1 protein-coding gene is annotated in these 398 nt (G+C 65.1%); it reads right to left on the reverse strand.

Annotated features, from left to right (window positions below; all coding sequences use genetic code 11):
• A partial coding sequence (locus RM844_RS33230; RefSeq protein ID WP_311671139.1) for an HU family DNA-binding protein occupies window positions 1–334 on the reverse strand: 334 nt, incomplete at its 3' end.
• Between the last annotated feature and the right edge of the window lie 64 nt (window positions 335–398).

Here is a 398-nt window from a genome sequence, read left to right on the forward strand (position 1 = left end):
TGACCGGGCCTGCGGTGACGCCACGCTTGACGGCCGGGCCGTCAGACGGGAGACGCTGCGCCCCAGAAACAACCGCCTTGAACTGAGCGCCCGGACGGAAAGCCGGCACCGAGGTGGGCTTGACCTTCACCGTTTCGCCGGTGCGCGGGTTACGCGCCACACGGGCAGCGCGGCGGCGCTGCTCGAAAACACCGAAGCCGGTGATCGTGACGCTGTCGCCCTTGTGCACCGCGCGGACGATGGTGTCCACAACGTTCTCCACCGCGGCGGTAGCCTGCCGACGATCGGTGCCCAGTTTGGTTGTGAGTACGTCGATGAGCTCCGCTTTGTTCATCCAAAACCTCCGAAACCAGTGGTCCTCCTTGGACCGACTAGAGGACACGGTAAACCCTGTGACC

Source organism: Streptomyces chisholmiae, from assembly GCF_031845445.1.
GTDB lineage: Bacteria > Actinomycetota > Actinomycetes > Streptomycetales > Streptomycetaceae > Streptomyces > Streptomyces chisholmiae.